The organism is Collinsella aerofaciens (assembly GCF_039758815.1).
GTDB lineage: Bacteria > Actinomycetota > Coriobacteriia > Coriobacteriales > Coriobacteriaceae > Collinsella > Collinsella aerofaciens_BP.
In genome coordinates, this window is sequence record NZ_JBDMSK010000001.1 from 7,609 (window position 1) to 28,480 (window position 20,872).

Consider the following 20,872-nt stretch of genomic DNA (forward strand, 5'->3'; position numbering starts at 1 on the left):
GACGTCTACTACCGCGTGCACGCCTCCAACATCGGCTGGATGGCCTGGGCCAAGGACGGCGAGGAGGCCGGCACCACGGGCTTCGGCAGGAGCGTCGAGGCCGTCCAGATCAGGCTCGTCAAGAAGGGCGACGCCGCCCCCTCGTCCGACGGGGCCAACGTCGACTACGCCTTCAAGAAGAAGCCCATGTCCCTGACCTACCGCGCCCACGTCTCCAACGTTGGCTGGCAGGGCGCCGTGTCCGACGGGGCGACCGCCGGCACCACAGGCCGCGGCCTCGCCCTCGAGGACCTCAAGCTCTCGCTCGACAGTTCCGACTACTCAGACGGCTCGTGCGTCCAGATCGACGCCCACGTCTCGGGCGTCGGCTGGCAGGGCTGGGACACCCCCTCGGCCTCCGAGGGCGGCACCACCGGCCAGGGCCGCGCCGTCGAGGCCGTGCGCCTGAGGCTCACGGGCTCCCTCGCCAAGGACTACGACGTCTACTACCGCGTGCACGCCTCCAACATCGGCTGGATGGCCTGGGCCAAGGACGGCGAGGAGGCCGGCACCACCGGTATGTCATGCTCTCTCGAGGCTGTTCAGATTAAGCTCATTAAGAAGGGTACCTCCCATCCTGATACATCGGGCTATCCCCATCTTGAAATACCTACGGTGACGTATTCCGCTCAGGTGAAAGGTGCTTGGCAGAATTATGTCCCTGCCGGAGAGGTGTCCGGTACGACCGGTCAGGGAATTCCCATCACCGGGTTTTCGGCTAAAACTACTTCATCTGTTGCCGGCGGGATTGCTTATCAACTGCATCTTTCGAATGTAGGCTGGACTTCTGGCAAGACAAACGGGGAGCAGCTTTCGTCTACCGCTGAATCTAATTCGGTTGAGGCTATTAAAATTTCTCTTTCTGGTGACTTAGCAACCTATTTTGATGTTTGGTATAGGGTCCATGTCGATAATGTCGGCTGGCTTGGTTGGACTAAAAATGGTGCCGTTGCCGGTAGCACTGGCTATGGGACGCATGTCCAAGCTGTTCAAGTTCGACTTACAAGGAAGGGCGCCAATGCCCCCGGGAGCACCGTTTCGCCATGTTTGCTTGGGCAGCCTTCTGCGTTTGCAAATCCTATGCAGAAGAAGATTGTTGATCTTGCCCGACAGGTACCGTCTCCTGGCCCGGGATTGTGCTCCGAGTGGATTGCAGATATCTACGAGCGTGCCGGATTTAGGAACGTCCATACAGATGCCTGCGATTACTACTGGGATTATTGTAAATTCACCGATTATTCTCAGCTGAAAGTTGGAATGGTCATTGCCGTTCCTTCGCATACGCATACCCGCATGGGCAGCATTTACGGTCACGTTTGTCTCTATATTGGCAATAACCAGGTTATGGATAATGTCGGTCAGATCAGGACGCTCGATATGGCGTACTGGTTGGATTATTATTCCACCTCATATAAGCCAAAGTGGGGTTGGTATGACAACGTGCCGCTTGCATAGCTGATCGAAAGTCATGCCTTCGCACAGGTTCTAGCAGTTACTCTGGTTAAAAACGAACGGGTCGTTTTGCAACGGTCCGTTCGTTTCTATTTAAGTGCCATTCACGTTTTCGGTATTTAAGCAATTGCCGAAACGATAAATAATGATGCTAAAGATGGTCGATTGATGGGGAAGTCGAATGAAAAAGACGCAACGACTGCTAGCAACGGCAATGACGCCATTACTGATTCTTCATTGTCTTCTGACGCCCCTTTCTGTCTGGGCTGATTCTTTACCGGTGCAGCCGGAGTCTACTGATTATTCCAATAGCGCCGCCAGCAGCTCGGAAGACGAGAGTTTCGTCCTAAATGATGAACAGCAGGGGGTTGAAGTCGAGCAGCCGACTGTGTCAGACAATGATTCTCCCTCATCCGTTTCTAGCGAGTCTGCTTCCAATGCGACTGATTCGCCGAAACCCGAAAATGATGTATCCGCTGTCTTTGGTTCTGTTTCATACCAGACTCATGTACAGGATATTGGCTGGCAGGCTCCCGTTTCAAATGGAATGACGGCTGGCACAACAGGTCGTGCTAAGCGCGTTGAAGCCCTCAAGATCAATCTGCTTTCACAAGATGGCACCCCTTTGGGGAATGACAGCATTTCGGTCCAATCACACATTTCCGGGATCGGCTGGGAGCCTCAGCCGGTGGGTAACGGGCAGACATCTGGAACAGTTGGACAGTCGCGAGCCATCGAAGCGATCAAGCTATCTTTGTCGGGCGGTCTTTCTGACTCGTATGACATTTGGTATCGCGTTCATTCTGCAAATGTTGGTTGGCTTGGCTGGGCCTCAAATGGTGAGCCTGCTGGAACACAGGGCTATGCTTATCAGATCGAAGCTATTCAGATAAAGGTGCTTCCAAAAAATGCTCAAGATGCGCCAGCGCGAGGCGATGCCTTTAGGGACCATTCCCAGGAACCGCCTACTGTTTCCTATCGATCTCATATCTCCAATGTTGGATGGATGGGTGTTGTCGCGGACGGAAAGACATCGGGGGTCATTGACTCAAGAAATGCAATCGAGGCACTGTCGCTTAGTGTTAATTGGTATGGCCACGGAGGCTCTATTTCCTCTCGCGCGCACGTCTCTGGCATTGGTTGGCAAAGCTGGTCTTCAGGTACTGTTGGCACGACCGGGCAGTCTCGGTCAGTTGAGTCCGTTCAGTTTAAGCTCAATGACGAGATATCTGCAACTTACGACATTTGGTACCGTGTGTATGCTTCCAAATTGGGCGGATGGTTGGGCTGGACGTCCAACGGGTCTCCTGCGGGCTCGGTGGGGAAGGGTGCCGCCATTCAGGGTATTCAGGTTATGTTGGTCGAAAAGGGCTGCTCTGCTCCTGGAGATACAGCGAATCATTTTATTGGAGCTACGGATGTTCTGAGTGGCAGTTCGTATGGCCTTAATGGCAATAGCTTGGGCACTGTGCAGGGTAAAACGATTTTAATGGGTTCCGAGAGCGGCTCTGAGCCTTTAACATCGCTTTCTATTTCGTTTGATAATCAAGAGACTTCAGGTTCAATCGGTTATTCAGGCTGCTATGAATTTAGTGGATGGAGCGGAGTTGTTTCTGACGGTGCCGCGCTCAATTCTAAAAATGATGGCCGTACTTTGAAGGCCGTGAGATTGACTCTTACTGGTGATTTGTCTAATGCCTATGACGTTTGGTACCGGTGTTTTGACTCCAAAAAAGGATGGCTTGGCTGGGCGTGTAATGGCGCGGATGCGGGGGTAACGATACCGGGTTCATTCCTTAAGGCTGTCGAAGTAAGGATTTTCAGTAAAGGCAGTGGCGCTCCCGGAGTAACGGACGGAGCATTTGTTTCCGATACTTCCGCCGATTGCGCTCATGTTGTTTATCAGGCCCATTCCGCTAGCCGTGGGTGGTTTCCATCTGTTTTAGATGGGCAGGATGCCGGCACAACGGGAAAATCGCTTTCGCTTCAAGCTCTGAATGTGGTGCTGGCCGGTGTGGATGATGATTCTCTGGTTGAGGCACGAGCTCATGTTGCCAATATTGGTTGGCAGGAATGGCGGTCTGCCGGTTATGTTGGGACCGTTGGACAAGGATTGGCCATTCAGGCTCTTGAGCTGCGCATTAATGGTCCCCTCGCGAATCAGTATGACATCTACTATCGAGTTCATTCGGCTGGTTATGGTTGGTTGGGTTGGGCCAAAAACGGCGATTCCGCTGGAACTACCGGGTTAAATATCCAGATAGAAGCTGTCCAAATTAAGCTTGTCGCGAAGGGCGGGAATCCTGGCTCATCGTCTGCGCCCGCATTTATCTCTGCTCCAGCTCTAACGCTCCAGGCGCATGTCGCCACGCTTGGTTGGATGAATCCCGTTGGCAACGGTGGTGTTGCTGGCACAACCGGCAGATCGCTTGCTATTGAGGCGCTGAAGTTGAATGTCTCCAGTAGCGTATCAGGCGGTATTGAGTACTCCGCCCATGTACAGGATGTGGGCTGGCAAGGTTGGACTTCCAATGGGAATGTCGCTGGCACAGTAGGCTGCGCAAAGCGTATCGAGGCTCTTAAGATTAAGTTGACCGGTGATTTATCGAACTACTTTGATGTTTGGTATCGAGCATATTGCCAAGACTTTGGGTGGCTCGACTGGACCTCAAATGGGCAGCCTGCGGGTACGTCTAGGATAGGCTGCAGAGTCGAGTCTGTTCAAGTGAAGATTGTTCCCAAGGGCGCTGGTGCTCCCGGTTCTACTGCGCGTCCGTTTACTGACCAGCCCTTGTTGCCGGCAGATATGATGACTATGCTTAATCGAGCTAATAGATATTCGAGCAGCACAAGCTGGCTCATTATGGTTGACAGGCAAGCATGCCGCCTTGGAGTTTTTCGTGGACAGCGCGGGTCGTGGAGTTACGCTCAATACTGGACTTGCTCTACCGGCGCCCCTAGTACTCCAACGCCTACGGGTGAGTATACCGTCACCGGCAAGGGCTACTCGTTTGGACATGGGTATACCTGCTACTACTACACGCAGTTTTACGGTGACTATCTGTTCCATTCAATACCGTACTACCAGGGAACTTTTAATCCCATGGACAGCCGAATGGGAATGCATGTTTCACAAGGCTGCGTGCGTTTGCCCATTGATCGCGCTAAATGGATTTGGGATAACGTGCCCCTTGCTACCAAGGTGGTAATCTACTAACTATTCCCGTAAGCGGTGAGAGCTTGTTAGAGGGCCCTTTCCTGTTGCCGTAGTCTTGGCAACAGGAAAGGGCCCTTGCCGTTGGATTAGGCTCCTTTTTCTTCGTTCACCTAATTGGTGACATTAATGAAGCTAACTCCCGATAGTATGGTTATTGACGACCGTCTATCTAGGAGGCGATTCTTTTGAAAAGGCAATTTAGAGCATTTATTGTTCTGATTTCCTGCTTCATGACGATGCTGCTTTTGAGCCCTTTGGCTTGTTGGGCAGATCAAAATGTTGGTTCCAACGAATATGAATCCGTTCCAGAGACCCAATCCGACCCCTCGGATCAAACTGCTGCTGTAGCCGATGAAACGGCGCCTTCGATTGATGCTACCGTGGAGCCCAAAGAGGCGGCCCCGGACGTCAGCTATAAATCTCACATTTCAGGCATTGGTTGGGAGCCGACGTTTACATCGAATGGCTCGACCTCTGGCACAACAGGCCAGTCCCGTAGGCTTGAAGCACTCAGGGTTTCCCTCCCTAATTCAGAAGACCTTGGTATCGAATACCGCTCTCATGTTCAAAATGAAGGCTGGCAGGATTGGGTTTCTAATGGAGCCGTCTCCGGCACAACGGGAAAGGGCCTTCAGATTGAAGCCGTCGAGCTCAAGCTGACGGGCAACAGGGCGGCTTCTTATGACCTGTATTATCGCGTTCATGCTTCTAATTTCGGCTGGCTTGGATGGACTTCAAATGGGTCGACTGCGGGAACCACCGGTTGGTCTTATGCCGTTGAAGCAATACAGATCGTCATTGTAAAAAAGGGTGACGCGGCGCCCGGCGATACTGCTGGTGCCTATGTCCCATATGTCTTTAATTGCTCTCTTTCTCAGGTTGGGGAGACGACTAAAGTAACCCTGAATATTCCGCAGATCGAGGATATAAAACGACTCGGGATCGCTGATTCGATAAAGGTGGCAGGCTCCATGTCGTATGGAGGGAGGGTCACCCGTTCCGTCTCAAGCACGATTGCACTCGGAGATCTGGGCTCTAGCTCCAGTGAAATTGAATTTAGCGATTATGGTCCGTTTGACGTTACGTTGCAGTATTTGAAGAACGGAAACATCGTTCAAGAGGACCATCAGTCAATTGGCATTTCTGCGAGTGAGTACAACCTTGCCCCTTTGAGTGCTTCTTTCCCCGTTGTTCTCTATTCGCTATCTTTCTGGGATATCAGTACCTCTTCTGCTGGAACGACCGTTCCGTCAATTGTAATGCTCGATCGTCCAAGTGCCTATAACTGGAACTCGCTTCCATCCGGGATGTACGGTCTTCCGTATCTGACTCATGAGGAGAATGCTTCTAGTTCGAGCTATCAGGCGTTCGCGGATTATGTCGCTGCTCTCTACAAGATCAATCCCAAGGCAAAGTTCAATCTGTATATCAATGACATCACCTGTTCGTTGATCCATAGGATGATTTACGCCAACAAGATTCCCGCAGGCCAATACTCCATTCGGCTGTTGTCCGATGGATCCGCCACGTATGTCTTTACCAACGAAGCCTTTGACGTTAAGGATCCAGATTCTAAGCAAGCGGAGCTGATTACTTTATGGAACGCCGCCAAGAATAAGGAATACGAAACCGGTGAGGTCTCAAAGTCGTATAGCGATTATCACGATCGCTGGGATTCTATGTATGCCGTGCTGAGTATTGAGCCTGGCACTCAGTGGTGGATGACTCGAACGAATCTGTTTACGAGTGGTGACGATAATGCCTTTGCGAATAAGATCGCGTCCGATCCCGGCGTTAAGAAGGTGAATGTTTCGGGCATGCTTACGAGCCTGCAGAATAGGGGAGAGGATACAGTCCAAGCGTTTAAGGCGCTGTACAACTTTAACGATGGCTATTTTGATGCGGCGACTCAGCAGGGCAAAAAGGTAATGATGCTGCTTGGAACGTACGTTTCTTACGAGCAGAATTTTGACGACTATGCCAACTTGACCGAAGTTATCTATGGCGATGACTATTTGTATTATTACAAGGGGCATCCAAACACACCGACGGGTATGTATCCCCAAAAGCAGGAACAGCTTGACCGTCTTGGCATTACCGATGTCGATTCTTCCGTCGCTGCAGAGCTGATCCTCTTCTTTAATCCGGAGATCGGTCTGTCTGGTTATGGGTCTAGTACGTATAACTCGGCCAGTGCCGATGCTGCTGGTGGACTTTGGAATTCCACAAAGGCCGAGGCCTTGAAGCCGGGTGCCGTCATCGATTATTCCATTATGGATTGGTTTGCTTCTCCGATTACCGAAGACACGGATGCTGCTATCAGATCCCTTTGCAAACAGGGAGACTCTTGCTATCTCGTAGAGTTTTCGGATTCCATACTTGCTTCGGCAAATTACGACTTTGCTATCTATTCGCACAATAGCGGTGCTCTGACTTATTTCAAGAAGGGCGAGTCGGGCTATGATGTTGTTAAGGAGTCACGAGGCCCTCTTGACGTCTTGGCAACTTCGCATGTTTCAAATGACGGCTGGCAATCGGCCTCTAAGGGTGGAAATGCTTCCGGTACCGTTGGGCAGTCAAAAGCCGTCGAGGCTATTACTCTCAATCTGCAGAATGCTCCCTATGATGGTGCATTGGAGTACAGGACACATGTTTCCGATTATGGCTGGCAGGGCTATGTGAAGGAGGGGAAAGTTTCTGGTACTACGGGCCAGAGCAAGTCTGTCCAGGCTATTCAGATTCGCCTGACTGGTGAGATGGCCAATCACTATGACGTTTATTATCGAGCTCACGTTCAGGATAAGGGATGGCTCGGTTGGGCCTGCAATGATCAAGTTGCCGGAACGACCGGTTTCGTTTTGAGGCTAGAGGCATTTCAGGTCGTTTTGGTCGAAAAGGGTTCGCCCGCTCCTGGGGATACGAGTCAGCCCTCTATTCAGAGAGCGTTTTCAATCAAGGCACATGTTTCAAACCTTGGTTGGCAGTCGCCTGTTTACGAAGGCATGACCGTTGGCACAACTGGCCGAAATCTTGCTGTTGAGGCGTTGACGATTAGCAAGCCTGACCTAGGGTATTCCGGCGGCATCGAGTATCGAGCTCACGTTCAAAATATCGGCTGGCAAAAGTGGGTCAAAAATGGAAAGGTTGCCGGTACTACGGGGAAGTCTCTTGCTGTTGAGGCTGTTGAAATAAAACTGACGGGAGATCTTGCCAAGCATTATGACGTTGTCTATAGGGCACACGTTCAAAGCAAAGGTTGGCTAGACTGGGTTAAATCGGGCGAGTGTGCCGGTACAACTGGTGAGGCTCTGCATCTAGAAGCGCTTGAGGTTAGGCTGGTTGAGAAAAGCTAAATATAGATCCAATTTGCCTATATACCAACGCTAATGAAGTGGGGGTGAATTGATGGGGTTGTAGTCCCCTCAATTCACCCTCCTTAGCTGCAAGTTATTTGAAAGAGACAAACCGTGCTAGACTTTATCCTTTGTGTAAGGATTTCGTTTCGGCCTCTTTCATTAAGTCGTCATCATTAATTTCTATTGGGTGAATTAAGGTGAAGTTTGGTAATCATGAATTTGCTTTATACGGTTGATAACAATTTTGTCCCACAGTTGGCCGCCAATATTTGCTCGGTTGTTTCAAATCATTCCGGTATTCAAGACATTACTTTTCATGTCTTCTCTAATGGCATTACAGAGGATAACCAGCGTTTGCTCCAGGAGATGGTGACCGAATACAACCAAAACCTTGTATTTTATGATATTTCGAACTTCAAAGATGCTCTCGGGTTTGATTTTGATACATCGGGATGGAATGAAATAGTTCTTGCTAGGCTTTTGATGGCACATTTTCTACCTAATGAGATCGAAAGAGTTATTTACCTCGATGGCGATACGATTGTTCTTGGGGATATTGCTCTTCTTTGGAATCAAGATCTTAAGGGTTGCGTGGTTGGAATGGTTCCCGAGCCAACGGTCGGCCCATCTCGACTTAATGATTTAGACTTAAATGGCTGTCTGTACCACAATGCTGGCGTGTTGCTCGTTGATTTAAAGCAATGGAGATCAACTTGTTGCGAAGATCAATTATTGGATTATTGCGAGCGCCGCTCAGGACGCTTGTTTGCGAATGATCAAGATGCTCTAAATGCAGTACTTAAAGATAAGATTTGCAGTTTATCCCCTGCGTTCAATTATTCCAATATCTTTGACTACTATCCGTTTATATTCTTAAACTCGTTAATGCCGGGCTTTTCGGATGAAAACAGTTTTAATACCGCAAGATCGAAGCCCATCGTTGTCCATTATCTCGGCGAAGAGAGGCCATGGCGGCGGGGGAATACTCATCGCTTCAATAATGAGTATCACTTTTATTTATCAGAAACGTTCTGGAAGGACGCGAAAGATGAAGATGGTTGGGGCGCTTATTTTCTTGCTTGGCGGACTTTTAATTTCCTAACCAGGCCTTTTCCTCAGCTTCGTTATAAAGTGATCAGCGGGTTGATTCCCGCATTTCTTAAATATCGTGCCTCGCAAAGAAATAAATAGGATTATGGATAAAATCAAAGACAAGTCTGTTTGCATTGTTTTACCCACATATAACGGCGGAAAGTATTTGGCCAAACAGCTTGATAGTATCTTGGAGCAAACTTGGCCTAATTGCTCCGTCTATATTCGTGATGATGGTTCAACGGATGAAACTGTTGAAATTGCACAATGGTACTGTCGGTCAAACTCCAGCATTCATTTAATTCAAGATTCAATCGGTAATCTTGGGTGCCCAAATAGTTTTTATGAAATTATCAAACGGGTTCCCGAATATGACTACTATGCATTTGCCGATCAGGATGATATTTGGAAGACCGATAAAATTGAACGGGCAGTCAGGGCAATTGAAAATAGTGGAGACAAGGTGCCGACTGTCTACTTTTCTTCCTTTTCATATGTAAACGAAGATGGCGAGACGATACGCGAGTCGGCTCCGCAGGACAAGTACCTCTCTTTTCATAACACCTTGTTTTATACTCCCGGACTAGGCTTCACGATAGTATTTAATCGCCTTGCCTGCAGGGCCTTTATTCTTGAGGTAGATCCAGGGAATGAAATGCATGATCGCTGGCTGATTCGGTGTGCTTCGGCATTTGGAAAGGTATTGTTTGATTCCGTCTGTACGGCTTCACATGTTCGTCATTCCTCTGCGGTCACGTCTGGAGATAATCGTTATTTTGATCTTTTAAAGACCTATTTTAAGGACGAGCTATTTGGTGATAGATCGAAAGATGAGAGTAAAAAGTTAAGCCATTTTTCTGCGGTGTTTTATGATGAGCTTAGTTTTGAGCAGAAACATGAGCTTGATATTTTCACCAATGATGATGGGATTATTTCAAGACTTAGGAAAGCATTTTTCCCAAAGCGTCTGCGACCTACTTTGATTTCTGATTTACTTCTTCGCGTTTTGTTTTTATTCAACAAGGCCTGATGATCCACTGCTGGAGTGATTGTGTCTAATAGAAAAACGAAAGAACTCTCTGTTGAGCAGAGTCTTGTTTGGAACAGCGTCGGCTCGATGGCGTATTTGATTTGCAACTGGCTGATTACTGTTCTTGTGGTGACACTTGGTTCCGACATTAGCATGTCTGGTAGCCTTGCTGTGGCTATGTCTGTTGGTAATATTTTTGCGACCATTGTTTTGCTTAGAGCGCGCCCCGTTCAGGTTTCTGAGAGCTATTCTGATTTTACGACTGGGAATTTTATCGCTCATAGAATCGTTGCAACAATACTTGCCTGTGTAATTTGCTTCTTCTATTGTTTAGTCTCTGTTGCATTCAACGATTGGGCAGTTGTTGCTGTTTATTGCCTATTTAAAGCTGGTGATTCATTTGTCGATGTTCTTCACGGTGTGGATCAGGTAAACAACAGATTGGACATTGCGGCTATCTCTCAAATAGTTCGTGGCGTAGGAGTTCTAGTCTCCTTTTCGTTGTGCTTGTTGCTATTTGATAACTTGGTAATAGCCGTTGCTTCAATGGCTTTTGTTACCATAGCTGTTGTGCTTACATATGATTTTAGAATGACAAAACGGTTTTGTGCCGTTATACCTGATTTTGATTTTACTTCCCTTATCAAATTGTCGCGTATCTGCTTTCCCGGTTTTGTTGCATCTCTTGCGTGCACGGCTGTTGTTAGCGTAACAAGACAGTTCTATGGCCTTTCCTATGGAAATGAGGCGTTGGGTTTTTATGCCGCCGTTGCCACTCCGACTGCCGTAATTCAGGCTCTCGTATCTTATCTATATGCCCCCCTGCTTGGACCTATTTCGGCAATGTGGCGAGAAAACGAAACTCACCGATTACGCTTAGTATTTATTAAGATGTTCGTTTCCGTATTCGTTTTGACGGCGATGTGTGCCATGGCTAGTGCTTTCATAGGCGAACCTGTGCTTACTGCTATTTATGGCAAAGAAGTTGGCCTTCACTCAGATTATCTTCCGTTGGCACTCGTTGCTACCGCATTCACTGGTTTGAACTTTTTCACTATTGATGTCTTTATTGCATTTGGGAAACCGATTATTGGCACGATTTCTGGTGCCGCTTCGTTAGCGTTGGCCGTGTTTCTTTCTCGTTATTGTTTTGTGAATCCGGTATTTGCTTCTGATGCAAATGTCATCAATATCATTATCTTGGTGGCATACGGTTTTGGATTATTATTTTCCTTCCTTTGTATAATTAACCTATTAAATCGGAAGGCGAAGCAATCTGTCACATCCGAACTGTAAATTCGCTCTCCTTGTTTCGATAGGGTTTTTCAGTTCGACTTGGGCTGTTTGATTGATATTCTGTACTGAGGATTCAGATGATGCATGAATTAAGAGCGCTGGTTATCATCCCAGCTTTTAATGAAGAGGCGAACATTTTAGATACGGTTTCTTCTGTGGAGGAAGCTGGATACGATTATGTAGTTATTAACGATGGCTCCACTGATGACACTTTGCGTGTTTGTCGCGATGCGGGGGTTAATGTCCTGGATTTACCGCAGAATCTTGGCATTGGAGGCGCGGTTCAAGCCGGACACAAATATGCCAAACGCTTTGGCTATGATGTAGACATCCAAGTTGATGGTGATGGGCAGCATGACGCCCATTACATATCGCGCTTGCTTGATGAAATAAATAATGGGTCTGATTTAGTTATCGGATCGCGATTTCTTGAGGAATCTGAAGGCTTCAAGTCAACCTTCTTGAGGCGTCTTGGAATTAGATGGCTCTCTGCGGTAATTCATCTTACAACTCACGTTCGTGTTAGCGACCCCACTTCTGGTTTTCGCGCATGTGGATCTAAGGCCATAGATCTGTTCTGTAAAAAATATCCCGTAGACTATCCGGAGCCGGATTCTGCTGTTGCGGCTATGGTTAAGGGCCTTCGCGTTACAGAAGTGCCTGTCGTAATGAAAGAACGACAGGGGGGAAAGTCGTCAATTTCTGGTTTTAGTAGCATTTATTACATGATAAAGGTTACTTTGGCGATTATCATCTCTTCATTCTCGAATTAGGACGGGTTGTTATGCATATTTCCTTACAGTTTGGTGTCATTACTGCTTGTTTAGTTTTGCTTTGTTTTGTGCTGCGTCTTGTATTAAAGGATAGCCTTCAGCTCAAGTATTCACTTCTTTGGATTGTTCTTGCATTGGTTTTGTTGGTATGCGGCCTCTTTCCGCAACCTCTTTACTTCATTTCAAGTTTATTTGGTTTTCAGACTCCAGCCAATTTTGTTTTTGTCTTAGGGTTTTTATTTTTGATATGCATTGTTCTTTCTATGGCATGTCTGTCAAGTAAACAATCTTCTGCAATTGCTAACTTAACTCAACGAATTGCATTGCTTGAAAAAGAGCTTGAATCAAAAAATAGGGAGTAATGCCATGTGCTTGGCAAAAGATCATACATTTGTATTGTGCGCATACGGCGAGTCTCCGTACTTGTCTGACTGTTTAGATTCTTTAGTGAACCAAAGCACCCGAAGTAATATCCTTATATCGACGTCAACTCCTAATTCCTATATTGATCGTATAGCGTCTAATTATTCGATTCCGGTAATTGTTAACGAGGGGTCGCCTAGCATATCTCATGACTGGAATTGTGCTATTGCGAATTCAAATACAAAGCTTGTGACTATAGCTCATCAGGATGATATCTATAGCTCTAGTTATACGGAAACTATGCTGCGGGCTATGAAAGAAGCGGATCGACCTTTAATCTTCTTTTCTAATTATGGTGAGATAAGAAATGGCGTATATGAAGAAAACCTCCTTATTCTGAAAATTAAGAGAATTTTACTTCGTAAGTTTGCTCGCCACGGCGCTCTTTCATCGGTTAAGGATAAAAGGGATATCCTGAGGTTCGGTTCCGCCATCTGCTGTCCTTCTGTGACATTTAATCTAAGCATCTTACAGACACCGTTATTTATGACAGACATGAAATGTGACTTGGACTGGGAGGCATGGGAAAGATTCTCGAAAATCGACGGATCTTTCGTTTATTCTCCCGAGGTTTTAATGTTTCATCGAATTCATGAAGGCTCTGAGACCACGGCGTTGATTAAAGATGATACAAGGAGGTCGGAGGATGAAACTATGCTTCAAAAATTCTGGCCCAAGTGGTTTGCTCCAATAGTCTGTAGCCTGTATTCGCTTAGCATGAGAAGCAATTCTTTATGACGCTGCAACAATGCCGGCGTAAGTTGAACATTTATCGAGACGGAGTTGTAGAGTTATGAATCTAGATACCTTTACTGGTCATCTGAAACTATCTGATAGTTATCGAAAAGCTCTGACGTTTATCGTTTATCCACTTATAGCTGCACTCTCTCTTTGCTTGGGATTTTTCTACTATTGCGCCTTTAAAGCCAGCGCTATCGGATTGCCTGGGCTATGGCTCTCGGCTCTGCCCTTAATCGCCTGCTTGTTCGTTGGTGTCCTATTATTAATTAAAGAGCAGCACAATCCCGCAATTTGCTTTGTGGTGATTGGTGTGCCCGCTGTAACTGCTTTTGGCCTTTTCATGCTGCCCGCTAATGTTCCAGACGAGGCTTCTCATATTTGGCAGGCGGCCGCCTTATTGTCTCGTAACGGCAATGGCTTTGATGTTGTCTCTTGCTTCCAATTGGGTCAGTTTCCTTCATCGTACGCAGATTATTTTAATGCAATGACTCAGCCTACCGATTGGTCTAGCGTCTTTGTGTGCCATACGTATTTGGGGAGCTATTACCCTCATCTTTATTTAATTCCGGGAGTAATTCTAGGATTTGCGCAGCAAACGGGTTTCAATGCCTTTGTGGCCCTTTCAGTTTCGCGCGTGTGCGCTGGATTAATATATTGCTTCGCGGCTTATTGGATAATCAAACTGATGCCAGTTGGTAAAAATGCTGTTTTGATTTTTTTACTAAATCCCATTTTATTGCAGCAGGAAGCGTCTGTTTCGGCTGATTCTGTCGCAAACATTGTTGCCATTTTGTACGTTGCTGTAGTTGTTAAGATTTATGCGGACTCGTTGTACTCATATCGATCTCTGCTGGCGTTAATACTGCTATCCGTTTTACTGCTTCTTTCAAAGATAATGTTTTTCCCGTTGGTACTCTTGAATCTTATTCACTGGAAAAAACTTAAAGGAACAGACAGCTATATAAAGTTCATCTTTTCCTTCTTTGCGATAGCTTTTGTTGCGAGCTGTGCGTTCGTGTCTCTTTATCATGGTAGTTTCATGCCAGATTCTTTTGATTTGATGCGAGCGCCGCTGCATTGCGCAAAGGTCTTTATTAAGTCTATTTGGGAGATGGGGCCATTCTGGTTTCAATCCTATGCAGGTTACAATCTTGGCGCTCTTTCGATTAATGTTTGGCCATTTTGTTTTTGGCTTTACATCATTCTTCAGTCCGTTGTTCTGTTTTATAACGATGAGAATAATAAAAAATTATTCTGCAGTACGGATCGCTTTGTAATGATTGCTGTTGTATTCGTCAATTTCTTCCTGATTGTTATGACGATGAGGAACTGGACTCTTACTGTTGATAAGCGTGAAGATATTATCATGGGGGTCCAAGGACGATATTTATTCCCACTGGTCCTTCCGGTTCTGTTGAATATCTTGCGACCGATAAAATCAAGTTCTGAAGGACATGTCTTGCTTGGTTCTTCATTGATAATGAGTACTATTCTATTTGTTGACTTTATTTCAATTCTTTCTGCGTTTTAGGAGTTAGTGTTTCATGTTGAACCTTCTTGAGGGCATTGGTTACACCGTTAAAGAAGAGGGCTTTTATAACGTCCCCAAGAAGGTCTCCCATGTACTCTCAATGCATAGGCCTCGATTTGATTTTGGCTCTCGCCAAGACAATTCTTTTTTTGATGTTATTTTTATTAATGGATGTGATTATTCCGTTCCGCATCCTATTAGGTACCGTGTCGATCATCAGATTGAGGAACTTGAGGCTGCCGGCTTAACGGTCCAAAAGGTTAATGCCTGGGAGATGGAAAAGGATATTCTTAGGCATGCGCGTACTTTTATTATTTTCCGTTGTCCCCTAAGTGATGAAGTTGAATCTTTAATTAGGCAGGCAAAAAAACTCAATAAGCGTGTTATTTATGACATTGATGATTTGGTTATCGACACTGCTTATACCGATTCTATTCCGTTCGTTAATGCAATGACTGCTCATGATAAGTCTTGCTATGACGATGGAGTCAGGCGAATGGGTGAAACACTGAAGCTTTGCGATTGCGCTATCACTACTACTGAGGGTATGGCGGAAGAACTAAAAAAATATGTTCCCAGGGTCTATATAAATAGAAATGTAGCATCTGAATCGATGATTGATTATTCGAATATTGCTATCTATCGTCGAGATGTACTCCCCAGCTTGCAAAGCTCAAGCGTCTTGCCCGAGGATAGGGTTCCCTATAAGCGAGCGGTTGAGCGAAGGGATGAAAAACAGAAAACTCAGGAAATCAGAATCGGCTATTTTAGCGGAAGCATTACCCATAATGCAGATTTCAATTCAGTGCTCCCAGCATTATCTAAGGTAATGGAGACTCATCACAACGTCACCCTGATGGTGGGCGGGGAACTCGATGTTCCTGATGACTTGATGCCATTTTCTGAACGTATTGTCACGTTCCCATTTTGCGATTGGCGTCGGCTTCCAAATTATATAGCTTCCTGTGATATCAATATCGCTCCTTTGGAGAATACTCTATTCAATCGAGCTAAATCCGAGAATAAATGGATTGAATCATCGCTTGTTAAGGTTCCTACGGTTGCTAGCAATGTTGGCGCCTTTAAGAAGATGATTCAGGATGGCGTTACTGGATTTCTCTGCGATTGTGTTGAGGACTGGTGTGCTGCCCTCAATCGTCTGATATTAGATTCTGATCTTAGGAAGAGCGTCGGCGAATCTGCATATTTATACTGCCATGAGCACTGCACTACTGTTTCGGCTGCTAAAGCAATCCGAGATATTATTGTAAAAGAACAATCTCCCAATCTCGCAATGGTCATGCCGAGCGTGAATACTAGCGGTGGTGTCTTAGTCGCCCTTAGGCATCTGTGCATTCTTCAAGACGCTGGCGTTGATGTATTGTTGCTTAATACTGATGATTCAACAAAGTGGCTTGAAGTTTTCGGACATCGTATTCCTGTTCTTAATCGTGTCGTTCCTAGCGGTAAGCTCGATAAATGTCCTTTGTCGGGTGCAATTGATACCGCAGTTGCAACCCTTTGGGACACTCTTGATTTTGTTAGGCGCTATCCACGTATTGGTAAGAAAAAGTACTTGGTCCAGAATCTGGAGACCGATTTTTATCTTCCAGGAGATAGACTGCGCCTTCAAGCAAATGCCACGTATTTGAATAATGATATTGACTATTTGACAATTTCGCCTTGGTGTGAGGAATGGCTTCAGGACAGGTTCGGTCAGGATTGTAAGTCTGTGCCAAACGGACTTGACCTTGCTGCGTTCCCTCATTCTGTGCGCGATTTTTCTTTGCCCAAAATTAGGATTCTAATTGAGGGGGATTGCGGTTCTGATTATAAAAATGTTGATGAAGCTTTCAGGGTAGTGGAAAGGCTTGACTCTGAAAGATATGAGATTTGGTACATGAACTACACTGGTAAAAAGAAGCCTTGGTACCGTATTGATAATTTCCTCGGCAGAGTACCGCATGATCAAATATCAGACATCTATAACCAGTGTCATATTTTATTGAAGACAAGCATTCTCGAAAGTTTTTCATATCCCCCGCTGGAGATGATGGCGACCGGCGGCTTTGTTGTTGCTGTTCCCAATGGAGGTAATGCAGAGTTCCTTCGCGACGGATTGAATTGCTTGCTTTATGACCGGGGAGATATTGATGCTGCGGTGAGCTGCATTAATCGCATCGTTAATGATCACGGTCTTCGTAAGACGCTGCATGACGGGGGATTGAAGACTGCGGAGGAGAGGGACTGGTCAAAACTGACGGATAGAGTCGTTCGCCTATATGACTGATACTATAGTTTTAATGTGATGGATGCATACTTGCGGCAACGTAGACCTTTAAGTTAACGTTGCCGCAAGCATGCAATGTCTGGCTGCTTTATTTTTTAAGGAGTTATGTTATGAAAGGCATCATCCTCGCCGGCGGGTCCGGCACGCGCCTGTACCCGCTCACGCTCGTGACCTCCAAGCAGCTGCTGCCGGTCTACGACAAGCCCATGATCTACTACCCGCTGTCCACCCTCATGCTGGCGGGCATCCGGGACATCTTGGTCATCTCCACCCCGACCGACCTGCCCAACTTCGAGCGCCTGCTCGGGGACGGCTCGCGCTACGGCGTGAACCTCTCCTACGCGGAGCAGCCCTCGCCGGACGGCCTGGCGCAGGCCTTCACCATCGGCGAGGACTTCATCGGCGGAGAGCCGTGCGCCCTGGTGCTGGGCGACAACATCTTCTACGGCAACGGCCTGTCCCGCCACCTGACGCGCGCCGTCCAGAACGCCGAGTCGGGCCGCGCCACGGTCTTCGGCTACCACGTGGACGACCCCGAGCGCTTCGGCGTCGTGGAGTTCGACCGCGAGGGGAGGGCCGTCTCCATCGAGGAGAAGCCCGAGCGCCCCAAGAGCTCCTACGCCGTCACCGGCCTGTACTTCTACCCGGGCGACGTGGCCGCCAAGGCGCATAGGGTGGAGCCGTCGGCCCGCGGCGAGCTCGAGATCACCACGCTCAACCAGATGTACCTGGAGGAGGGGACGCTGTCCGTGGTCACCCTCGGCCGCGGCTACGCGTGGCTGGACACCGGCACCATGGAGAGCCTGCACGAGGCGGCGGAGTTCGTCCGCGCCGTGGAGCACTCCCAGGACCTGCCCGTGTCCGTGCCCGAGGAGATCGCCTGGGAGAACGGCTGGATCACGACCGCCGAGCTGGAGGAAGCCGCCAAGGCCTACGGCAAGTCGGTCTACGGGCAGCACCTGAAGAAGGTCGCCGCCGGCGAGATCGTCAACAGCCCGCGCGAGTACTAGCGCCAGCTTGTTTTCTTTTAGGGGTCACCGTTTATCTGGTGGCCCCTTTCGTTATGATTACGTTGACCATAAAGATAATATGATTGGGAGTGGATGTGTTAAGCGTCTACTTTGGCGATATGCCAGAAGCGATTTACAACACAGCGACATATTTCAAAAACTCTTACCGGTCTACTTGGATTACGGATCCCTATGCAGTCTCGATAATTAAAGATGTCGATCGATCGGATGTTGTCTCCGAAAACGTCATCGAAAGCCCCGTGCTTGGATCCATCTCCCCACTCCAGCTTTCTGGTGGCGTGAAAACGCTGCTGCTTATGAGATTTGATCGTAAGCATATTTTTAACGCCTCTACCTGTGGTGACAACTGTGCCAAGTGGATTCTTGACATGGCGAAAGACCGCAAGCTCGTTGTGAATCTCTATCATGTGATGGACTTTGGTCGCGAGGATTTTAAAATTAAAGTCGTGAATAGCGGCCGAATCGTTCACAACATGGCCGAATTGATTCACGAGTCGATTCCGTATCTGTAGGTACTGCTTATGAACGGTTCGCATCTCGTTAAGATTTCCCGCCGCAGGGGAACTAAGTACACATTTACCATCAAGCGGAACATCACTATTGTGCGTGGCGATAGTGGCACGGGTAAGACGACACTGTTTGACATGGTCGCAGACTACATGCGAACGGGCGAGCAGTCGGGTGTCTCCTTGCAATGCGATTGTCCCTGTGTCGCCCTGACCGATTATGATTGGCGAAACCAGCTTTCGTCCGTTCATGACTCGATTGTATTTGTCGATGAGGGCTTAAAAGAGATCCATTCTGATGAGTTTGCCCATCATGTGCTGTATTCCTCGAATTATTTCGTGCTGATCTCAAGGGCTGATTTCCCCAATCTTCCGTATAGCGTGGATGAGATTTACAAGATTAAGACGAGCGGAAAATACCATTCCTTCGTCCCTGTTTATCAAGATCGCGGAAATCATCGTTATGCTATTTCCCGATCGGCGCCAAAACAGGACTTTTCTATCCTTCTATGCGAGGACAGTAAGTCTGGTTTCCAGTTCTTTGAACGGCATTTCGCTGATAGTGAGCTTACCTGTGCTTCGGCCATGACGAACAGCGCGATTTTGGGCTGGTTGGATCAGCATTTCGACGATCGCGTGTTTGTTGTCGCGGACGGAGCGGCATTTGGGTGCTATGCGGACCGCGTCCTTAAGCTGCAAGACATTCATCGCGATACTGTTACGGTTTGTCTTCCCGAGTCATTCGAGTGGCTTCTGCTGAGCTCTGGCGTAATTTCAGGGTTAGATGTTAAGGCGGTTTTGGAAACCCCAGAAGCCTTTGTAAACAGTGAGAAGTTTAAAAGCTGGGAAGACTTCTTCTATAAGTACTTACGCGATAAAACTGGGAATTCGGTCTTCCGGTACGACAAAGACTGCATTCCGGAGGCGTTTTGTAGGGGAAGTAATTCTGCGAAGGTCATGGCTCTTATCGCATGCCGAAATGTCCGATAGTTTTGTTGAATAGTGTCGCGGCGTCACTTCCTGCGGCATACTAAAGAAGCTGTACTTGCTTCAGATTGGATTTTCATGTCTGAGATTTTTGAACCTAAGAACATCATCGTCACGGGCGGTTGCGGCTTCATCGGCAGCAACTTCGTGCACTACGTGGTGAAGAACCACCCGGGCGTCCACGTGACCGTCCTGGACAAGCTGACCTACGCCGGCAACCCCGAGAACATCGCGGGGCTGCCCGAGGACAGGGTCGAGCTCGTCGTCGGTGACATCTGCGACGCGGAGCTGCTCGATAGGATCGTCCCCGGCCACGACGCGATCGTGCACTACGCCGCGGAGTCCCACAACGACAACTCCATCGCCGACCCGGAGCCGTTCTTGCGCACCAACGTGGAGGGCACCTTCCGCCTGCTGGAGGCCGTCCGCAAATATGGCGTCCGCTACCACCACGTCTCCACCGACGAGGTCTACGGTGACCTGGCGCTCGACGACCCCGCCAAGTTCACCGAGGAGACGCCGTATAAGCCCTCGAGCCCCTATAGCTCCACCAAGGCGAGTTCCGACATGCTCGTGCGCGCATGGACCCGCACCTACGGCCTGCACACCACGATCTCCAACTGCTCCAACAACTACGGCCCCTACCAGCACGTGGAGAAGTTCATCCCCAGGCAGATCACGAACATCGTCGACGGCGTCCGCCCCAAGCTCTACGGGAAGGGCGAGAACGTCCGCGACTGGATCCACACCGAGGACCACAGCTCCGCGGTGTGGGACATCCTCACCAAGGGCCGCATGGGGGAGACCTACCTCATCGGCGCCAATGGGGAGAAGAACAACATCACCGTCCTTCGCATGATCCTGGAGGCCATGGGCCGCGACCCCGAGGACTTCGACTGGGTCGCCGACCGCCCCGGCCACGACCGCCGCTACGCCATCGACTCGACCAAGCTCCAGCGCGAGCTGGGCTGGAGGCCGGCCCACACCGACTTCGCCGAGGGCCTGAAGGCCACCATCGACTGGTACGTGGCCAACGAGTCTTGGTGGCGCCCCGTCAAGGAGGCCACCGAGGCCCGTTACCGCGCACAGGGCCAGTAGGAGGGGAGAG

14 protein-coding genes and 1 pseudogene are annotated in these 20,872 nt (G+C 48.3%); all 15 read left to right on the forward strand.

The genetic code is table 11. The features are described 5' to 3' along the window. Nucleotides 1-1,494, forward strand: a pseudogene (locus tag ABHT90_RS00020) (hypothetical protein); the annotation flags it as partial. Between the two features lie 178 nt (nt 1,495-1,672). After that, entirely contained in the window at nt 1,673-4,708 is a 3,036-nt protein-coding gene (locus ABHT90_RS00025; RefSeq protein ID WP_346981206.1) for a L,D-transpeptidase family protein, read from the forward strand. A 185-nt stretch (nt 4,709-4,893) separates the two neighbouring features. Continuing rightward, entirely contained in the window at nt 4,894-8,061 is a 3,168-nt protein-coding gene (locus ABHT90_RS00030) for a hypothetical protein (RefSeq protein ID WP_346981207.1), read from the forward strand. A gap of 216 nt (nt 8,062-8,277) precedes the next feature. Then, nucleotides 8,278-9,255 (forward strand): glycosyltransferase family 8 protein, encoded by a 978-nt coding sequence (locus tag ABHT90_RS00035; RefSeq protein ID WP_115596199.1) that lies wholly within the window; start codon nt 8,278-8,280, stop codon nt 9,253-9,255. Between the two features lie 4 nt (nt 9,256-9,259). Next, nucleotides 9,260-10,186, forward strand: a complete 927-nt coding sequence (locus ABHT90_RS00040; protein ID WP_006236225.1) for a glycosyltransferase family 2 protein — start codon at nt 9,260-9,262, stop codon at nt 10,184-10,186. A 21-nt stretch (nt 10,187-10,207) separates the two neighbouring features. Then, entirely contained in the window at nt 10,208-11,482 is a 1,275-nt protein-coding gene (locus ABHT90_RS00045) for a lipopolysaccharide biosynthesis protein (protein WP_346981208.1), read from the forward strand. Nucleotides 11,483-11,559: 77 nt separating this feature from the next. Next, complete coding sequence (locus ABHT90_RS00050; protein ID WP_082222965.1) at nt 11,560-12,255, forward strand: glycosyltransferase family 2 protein; 696 nt, start codon at nt 11,560-11,562, stop codon at nt 12,253-12,255. Nucleotides 12,256-12,266: 11 nt separating this feature from the next. Then, complete coding sequence (locus tag ABHT90_RS00055; RefSeq protein ID WP_082222966.1) at nt 12,267-12,617, forward strand: DUF2304 domain-containing protein; 351 nt, start codon at nt 12,267-12,269, stop codon at nt 12,615-12,617. 4 nt (nt 12,618-12,621) lie between these two features. Further along, on the forward strand, nt 12,622-13,416 hold the full coding sequence (locus ABHT90_RS00060) for a glycosyltransferase family A protein (RefSeq protein WP_082222967.1): 795 nt from the start codon (nt 12,622-12,624) through the stop codon (nt 13,414-13,416). A gap of 55 nt (nt 13,417-13,471) precedes the next feature. Then, nucleotides 13,472-14,950, forward strand: coding sequence for a DUF2142 domain-containing protein (locus ABHT90_RS00065; RefSeq protein WP_040360056.1), 1,479 nt, complete (start codon nt 13,472-13,474; stop codon nt 14,948-14,950). 13 nt (nt 14,951-14,963) lie between these two features. After that, complete coding sequence (locus tag ABHT90_RS00070) at nt 14,964-17,240, forward strand: glycosyltransferase (protein WP_346981209.1); 2,277 nt, start codon at nt 14,964-14,966, stop codon at nt 17,238-17,240. Between the two features lie 110 nt (nt 17,241-17,350). Further along, nucleotides 17,351-18,250, forward strand: a complete 900-nt coding sequence (rfbA, locus tag ABHT90_RS00075; protein ID WP_118267703.1) for a glucose-1-phosphate thymidylyltransferase RfbA — start codon at nt 17,351-17,353, stop codon at nt 18,248-18,250. A gap of 95 nt (nt 18,251-18,345) precedes the next feature. After that, nucleotides 18,346-18,783: a DUF4869 domain-containing protein gene (locus ABHT90_RS00080; RefSeq protein WP_040360074.1), complete on the forward strand. Its 438-nt coding sequence runs from the start codon at nt 18,346-18,348 to the stop codon at nt 18,781-18,783. Between the two features lie 9 nt (nt 18,784-18,792). Continuing rightward, the gene (locus ABHT90_RS00085) at nt 18,793-19,767 is read left to right on the forward strand and encodes a hypothetical protein (RefSeq protein WP_006236235.1); all 975 of its coding nucleotides are present in this window, start codon (nt 18,793-18,795) and stop codon (nt 19,765-19,767) included. A 75-nt stretch (nt 19,768-19,842) separates the two neighbouring features. Further along, entirely contained in the window at nt 19,843-20,862 is a 1,020-nt protein-coding gene (gene rfbB / locus ABHT90_RS00090; protein ID WP_346981210.1) for a dTDP-glucose 4,6-dehydratase, read from the forward strand. The last annotated feature ends 10 nt before the right edge of the window (nt 20,863-20,872 follow it).